6 protein-coding genes and 1 pseudogene are annotated in these 6,493 nt (G+C 71.3%); 1 reads left to right on the top strand and 6 read right to left on the bottom strand.

Annotated features, from left to right (window positions below; translation table 11 throughout):
- Nucleotides 1–690: pseudogene (locus Q0D57_RS18905) on the top strand (hypothetical protein); the annotation flags it as partial.
- Between the two features lie 166 nt (nucleotides 691–856).
- Here Q0D57_RS18905 and Q0D57_RS18900 read toward each other — a convergent pair.
- The 6 genes from Q0D57_RS18900 to Q0D57_RS18875 all read right to left on the bottom strand — a co-directional run.
- Nucleotides 857–2,209, bottom strand: coding sequence for an SGNH/GDSL hydrolase family protein (locus Q0D57_RS18900; protein WP_291046943.1), 1,353 nt, complete (start codon nucleotides 2,207–2,209; stop codon nucleotides 857–859).
- A gap of 100 nt (nucleotides 2,210–2,309) precedes the next feature.
- Nucleotides 2,310–3,167: a prenyltransferase gene (locus tag Q0D57_RS18895; protein WP_291046942.1), complete on the bottom strand. Its 858-nt coding sequence runs from the start codon at nucleotides 3,165–3,167 to the stop codon at nucleotides 2,310–2,312.
- Entirely contained in the window at nucleotides 3,164–3,604 is a 441-nt protein-coding gene (locus Q0D57_RS18890; protein WP_291046941.1) for a lycopene cyclase domain-containing protein, read from the bottom strand. The genes Q0D57_RS18895 and Q0D57_RS18890 overlap by 4 nt, the downstream gene beginning before the upstream one ends.
- Nucleotides 3,601–3,924, bottom strand: a complete 324-nt coding sequence (locus tag Q0D57_RS18885; protein WP_291046940.1) for a lycopene cyclase domain-containing protein — start codon at nucleotides 3,922–3,924, stop codon at nucleotides 3,601–3,603. Before Q0D57_RS18885 ends, Q0D57_RS18890 begins: the two co-directional genes overlap by 4 nt.
- A gap of 4 nt (nucleotides 3,925–3,928) precedes the next feature.
- Complete coding sequence (gene crtI / locus Q0D57_RS18880) at nucleotides 3,929–5,668, bottom strand: phytoene desaturase family protein (protein ID WP_291046944.1); 1,740 nt, start codon at nucleotides 5,666–5,668, stop codon at nucleotides 3,929–3,931.
- 80 nt (nucleotides 5,669–5,748) lie between these two features.
- Nucleotides 5,749–6,493: squalene/phytoene synthase family protein (locus Q0D57_RS18875; RefSeq protein WP_291046939.1), on the bottom strand; the 745-nt coding region annotated here is incomplete at its 5' end.

Below are 6,493 nucleotides of genomic sequence, written 5' to 3'. Positions count from 1 at the left end.
GGCGGCGACAGCGTCGCCGGCGGCAACCAGGTCACCCCGATCGTCACCCTCCCCGTGATCATCGGCGGCAACGGCATCTCCGGTGTCGGCGACTCCGAGACCGGCGGTTCCACCATCGTCACCACCCCCGGTGGCACCGGTGGCGACCCGTCCACCGACGGCGAAGGGAGCATCGGAGGCGGGAACCAGATCATCCCCGTCGTCGACCTCCCCGTCATCATCGGCGGCAACGGCGTCTGCGTGATCGGTGACTGCACCACCACCGACAGCACCATCGACCCGGTGGACCCGACGGACCCGACCGACCCGGTCGACCCCACGGACCCCACCGACCCGACGGACCCCACGGACCCGACCGACCCGGTCGACCCCACGGACCCGACGGACCCCACCGACCCGACGACTCCGACGACGCCGACCACTCCGGTCGACCCGACGGACCCGACGGTTCCCGTGACCCCCGTCACCCCGGTGACCCCCGCCACCCCGGCTGACACCACCCCCGGCACCAGCACCCCCTCCGGCGGCAGCACCACCCCCGTCGCCGGCGGCAGCACCGGATCCGACAGCGGAACCCTCGCCCTCACGGGAGGCAACCCCCTCCCCCTGATCGGCGGACTCCTGCTGCTCATCCTCGCCGGGATCAGCACCCTCCTCCTCGCCCGACGTCAGGCCACCAGCATCCGCTGACCGACACCGAGCAGGAACCTGAAAAGGACTGCGGGGCGCACCCACACGGTGCGCCCCGCATCACCCTGCCCGCTCACCCCACCGCCGCTCCAGGCGGCAGTCCCACCCCTTCCTCCACCGCCTGCCCTCCTCCGTCGTTTCCGCCGAAGTGGCCGAAACTCCGTCGTCAGCGCGAAGCGGCAGTCGGCGACGGCCCAGACACCGGCGCAGGCACCGGCGCCGGCACGAGTTCCGCCACGAGCGAGTGCCCCCGCGCCGAGAAGTGCACCCCGTCGGCATCCACATCGGCCCGCAGCTCCGAGGGAGCCCCCGGATCCCGCAGCACCGCATCGGCATCGAGCACCCCGTCGACCCCGGCCGGCACGAGCAAGAGCCACTCGTTCCATGCGAGCCGCGTCCGCTCCTCCGCACCGGTCAGCCCCCGAGGCGGCTCGGTCAGCGCGTAGACCGCCGCCTCCGGCCACCGCGCCGCCACCCCCGCCACGACCTCCGACCAGTCCCGCCTGATCTCGGCGAGCGGATGCCCCCTGGCGATGTCGTTCGACGCCGTCCAGACCGTCACGATGTCGGGCGAGACGTCGGCGAACGCCTCCCACTTCGCCGCCGAGGGGGCGAACGCCGAGGCCTCCGCACCGGGTGCCGCGAGCGACACCGCCACGCCCCCGTGCGCCAGCGCCCACTGCTGCGGCCACGCGGTCGACTCCCCGCGCGTGGGCAACACATCCGTCGCGAACGACCCCGGCGCGTTGAGCGAATGGCCGACACTCACGAGCACGGGTGCCGGCACCGAATCGCCCTCCGACCCCCCGAACTCGTACTCGATCCACACGTCGAAGTAGCTGAGGTACTTCGGCTCCCCGCGCACGCCCGCCGCTCCGGCGAGCGCCGACGCCCCCTCCCCCACGTCGGTCCACGACAGCCCCTGCGAGGTGGCGAGCCGCGCTCCGGCCGGAGCCGTGAACCCGATCGCCAGCAGCGAGTCCACCGAGCCGTCCAGAGCCACCTGCGACGGCTCGATCCACTCGCTCACGAACCCACCCGGCGCGAGGTTGACCGTCCCGACAATCCCCACCGCAGTCCCCTCGAAGGCACCCGTCTGCCCGGTCACCGTGCCCGGATCGAGCGCATGGGTCCCCACGTGCATCCCGGTCAGCGTCACGGGCGAGTCGTACTCCCGCTCGTCGTCGAACGACCAGTTGCGCACGTGCACCCGGAACGCCTGCGCCGGCACACTCAGCGAGAACGGCAGCCGCATCGAGGCGTCCAGCGGCGCATCCGGGCTCGGCACCGCGCTGTCGATCGTGTGCCCGAAGCTGTAGATCCCGACGCTCCCGGTCGCGCCGGCCTCCCGGGTGATGGCCTGTCCGGCTCCGGATGCGCCCGACTCCACGACATCGCTGGCCCCGCCGAGCGTCTCACCGCTCCCCGCCGACAGCGCCCACACCGACACCCCCGCCACCGCGAGCGCGACAACGGCGCACGCCGCCGCGGCGGCGACCAGAGCGCGCGGTCGCTTCATCCCCCGATTCTAGGCAGGCGCACCCCCGCGACGATCGCCGCAGGAGCCGTCCACCGACTCCATGATCGCCACCCCGCGCATCCGGAGCCGCGCGACAGCGCTACCCCAGCAGCCACGTCCAGATCAGCAGCATCGTCACACCGAACCCGGCCACGAAGTTCAGCCACAGGAACCGCTTCCACCCCGCGTTCGCCCGCTCCGCATCCTCGTCGCGCACCGAGACGTAGGGCAGGATGCTCACGGCGTACGGCAGCGCCAGCACCGCCGCGAGAGACCCCGGCCACGGCGCGAACAGCAGCAGCACGCCCGCCAGGAGGTACGCCCCGAGCGCGAACCGCACGGTCGCGCGCCCCCCGATGACAGTGGCGATCGAGGCTATGCCGCCCTCGCGATCGGCCACGATGTCCTGCACTGCGCCGAACGCATGACTCGCGATCCCCCAGAGGAAGAAGGCGCCGAGCACCGCCCACAGCCCGGGCGTGAAGACGGCCCCCGCGAGCACGAGCCCGTAGACGGCCGGGCTCACGAAGTGGGTGCTCGAGGTGAGCGAGTCGACGAAGGGGCGCTCCTTGAAGCGGAGCCCCGGCGCGCTGTAGGCGATGACCGCGAAGACCGAGACGGCGAGCACGAGCCACGACAGCGGCGATCCGACCGCCACGAGCAACACGAGGAACGGCACGTTCGTGATGACGACCGCCCACAGCGTGATGCGGTGGAACGACCGGTCGAGCACGGCACCCTCGACCCCGCCCTTGCGCGGGTTCCGGAGATCGGACTCGTAGTCGAAGACGTCGTTGATGCCGTACATCGCGAGGTTGTAGGGCACGAGGAAGTAGAGGGTGCCGAGCACGAACACGAGGTCGACCTCGCGCGTGGTCATGAGGTAACCCGCGGCGAACGGGAACGCCGTGTTCACCCACGAGAGCGGGCGCGACGACACCAGCAGCGTGCGGATCACCGGCCCGACCCCCTCGACGACGACGAGCCCGAGGAACCTGAAGATCCTGAAGAGCCCGAGCCCGAGCCCGAGCCCGCAGAGCCCGAAGCCGCCGACGGACTGGCAGACCCGGACCCGTCCCGCCCCCCGAGCAGCACCCACAGCGACGGCAGCAGCAGCACCGCCGCGATCGCGTACGCGAAGTCCTCGAGCGGCGCGATGCCCACGAACGCCCCCGAGATGAGCGACGGCTCATACCCCACGAGCCCCACCCCGATCATGACGTTGTCGAACACCGCGGTCATCACGAGCAGCAGGGCCATCGTGATCCCCACGGCCGCGAGCACGCGTCGACGAGCGGATGCGTCGCCCGCCCTCACGACGAGGCTCACGACCGCCGCCACCACGACCACGGCCACCACGGCGAGGAACACCGCGTTCAGCGCCCAGTAGCTCACACCGCCTCCCGCCGTGCGAGCACGAGGGACGCCCCGCGGAACACGTTCATGGTGAGGTAGCACAGCAGGGTCAGGAAGAAGATCTCCTCCACCGGCAGCTCGGGCGCCACCTGCAGCCCGGTCATGAACGAGGTCTCGCCGCGGAAGAAGATGCCGAGCCCGATGCCGAACAGGTCCCAGACCAGGAAGAACAGCACCCCCACCACGAGCACGATCGCCGCCCGCACGGGCCGGTGCCAGAAGAACAGCCCGAACCGGCGGTCGAGCACCACCATGCCCGTGATCGAGATCGCGAGCGCGAGCAGGTAGAGGATGCCCATGCGATCAGCCGCCGGCCGGCGCGAGGGGCTCCGGCAGCGCGGTGGTGCTCGTGTCGCCGCGCAGCCGCTTGATCACGAGCTCGGCGCTGATGAGGCACATCGGCAGACCGATGCCGGGCGTGGTGGAGCCGCCCGCGTAGTAGAGGCCGTCGACCTTCGTGCTGCGGTTCCGCGAGCGGAACATGGCGCTCTGCCGCAGGGTGTGCGCGGGCCCGAGGGCGGTGCCCTCCCAGGAGTTGAGGTCGGCCACGAAGTCGGCCGGACCCACCGTGCGCCGCACGACCACGCGCGACGCGAGATCCGGGATGCCGGCCCACGAGGCGATCTGCTCGATCACGGTGTCGGCGAGCTCCTCGAGGCGGGCATCTCCCCCGCCGTCGACCCCGCCGGAGCCGATCGAGGGATCGGCGGGCAGCGGCACGAGCACGAAGAGGTTCTCGTGGCCCTCCGGCGCGACGTCGTGGTCGGTCGCGCTCGGCTTGCAGACGTAGAGCGACGCGGGCGAGGGGATCGACGTTCCTCTGGTGGCCGCCGGGCCCGATCCGCGCCCGAAGATCTTCTCGAAGTTCTCCCGCCAGTCCTTCGTGAAGAACAGCGTGTGGTGCTCGAGCTCGGGCAGCTCGCCCGAGACACCGAGCATGATGAGCAGGGCGCTCGGGCCGGGTGTGCGCTTCGCCCAGTAGCTCTCGGGGTAGGTCTGCAGCTCGGGCAGGAGCATGGTCGTCTCCGTGTGCCAGAGGTCGGCCGTCGAGACCACGACGGAGCCGTCGACCGAGTGCGCCCGCCCGCTGCCGTCGGTGTAGTGCACGCCGCCGGCCCGGGGCTTCTGGCCCGCCGGGATCTCGGCGACCGGCTCGGGCTCGGCTGCGGTCGACATCTCGCCCGCGAGCACCCGGGCGAGCTCGTCGCGGTCGATCACGTTGGTGTCGAACTCCGTGGTCTCGTAGTCGTAGACGTCGACCGGTGCGGGGACCACGACGGAGGCGCCCTCGACCTCCGTGACGATGCGCGTGACGGTGGCGCCCGTGACGATCTCCACGCCCTCGGCGCGTGCGATCCGCTCGATGGCCGCGATCACCGAGGCGAAGCCGCCGCGCGGGTAGAGCACGCCCTCGGTGAGGTCGAGGTGGCTCATGAGGTGATACATGCTCGGAGCGGAATATGGAGACGTGCCGAGGAAGACCGCGGGGTAGCCGAGCACCTGCACGAGTCGCGGATCGCGGACCGTGCGCCCCGCAAAGCGCGCGAGCGGCTCGGTGAGCAGGCGCGCCAGCCGCGGCAGCCGCTTCAACACGGGGGCGGTGGCGAGCGGGGTGACCTTCTCGAACGTGGAGTAGAGGAAGTACTCCTTGGCGAGCTCGTAGGTCTCTGCGGCGGAGTCGAGGTAGCCCGCCATGCGCACGCCGGATCCCGGCTCGATCGACTCGAAAAGGTCGAGGTTGTCATCGCGGTTCGAGGCGAGGTCGATGGGTGCGAACTCGCCCTCGGAGTAGACCCGGTAGCCGGGGTCGAGCTTCACGAGGTCGAGCTCCTCGTCGGCGCTCGTGCCGAAGAGCTTGAAGAAGTGGTCGAAGACCTCGGGCATGAGGTACCAGGAGGGCCCTGTGTCGAAGCGGAAGCCGTCCTTCTCCCAGGTGCCCGCGCGCCCGCCGACCGCCTCGTTCTTCTCCAGGAGCGTCACCGTGTGGCCCTCACGCGCCAGCAGCGCGGCGGTCGCGAGACCGCTGATGCCGCCACCGATCACGACCGCCCTACCCGGGGCTCCGTGTTCGACTCCGAACTCGGCTTCGGCAAGGTCGTCGTGGTCGTTCGTGTGCTCTGCGGTCACTCGGTCGTGTCTCCTTCATGCGCATCCGGTCGCCGCCGGGGGAGCCGGCCGAGGGCCGCCCCTGCAGCTATTCTCGCCTTGACGGGGTTCGGAACCCGGATGCGGGTCTCGGCGAGTACGGCGGCGGGCGTCGCACGCAGCCGGTCGGTCAGCTCCTCGAACAGTCCCTGCGCGAGCGCGACGGCGCGGCGGCTCGAGGGCGGGAGGCCGGGCAGGCAGGTGCGCGCGATGCGGAGGTCCTCGTCGATGTCGGCCACGATCCTGGCCTTCTCGGTCTCGGTGAACGTGTTCACGTCGATGCCCGGGAAGTAGCTCCGGCCGAGGGTGCCGAAGTCGGCCGCGAGGTCGCGGAGGAAGTTGATCTTCTGGAACGCCGCACCGAGGTGCCGCGCGCCGTCGACGAGGCGGGCGCGCTGGGCGTCGCTCCGGCGGCGGGCGGCGGGATCGGCCAGGAACGCCTGGAGGCACATCAGTCCCACCACCTCGGCGGATCCGTAGACGTAGTCGTCGAACGACTCCTGGGTGTGCGTGGTGGCCGAGAGGTCGGCGCGCATCGAGCGGAAGAACGGCTCGACGAGGTCGGGACCGATGCCCACCCGTCGGGCGGTGAGGCAGAAGGCGTGCACCACGAGGTTGGTGCTGTAGCCGCAATCGAGTGCGGCGGCCGTCTCCTGCTCGAGGGCGTCGAGGCAGGCGGCGATCCGCTCGGGCTCGAGGTCGGCGGAGGCCGCCACGCCGTCG

It is taken from the genome of Herbiconiux sp. (genome assembly GCF_023264895.1).
Classification (GTDB): domain Bacteria; phylum Actinomycetota; class Actinomycetes; order Actinomycetales; family Microbacteriaceae; genus Herbiconiux.
Note: the sequence above shows the minus strand (reverse complement) of the source record. Positions and strands in the feature narration are given on the sequence as shown.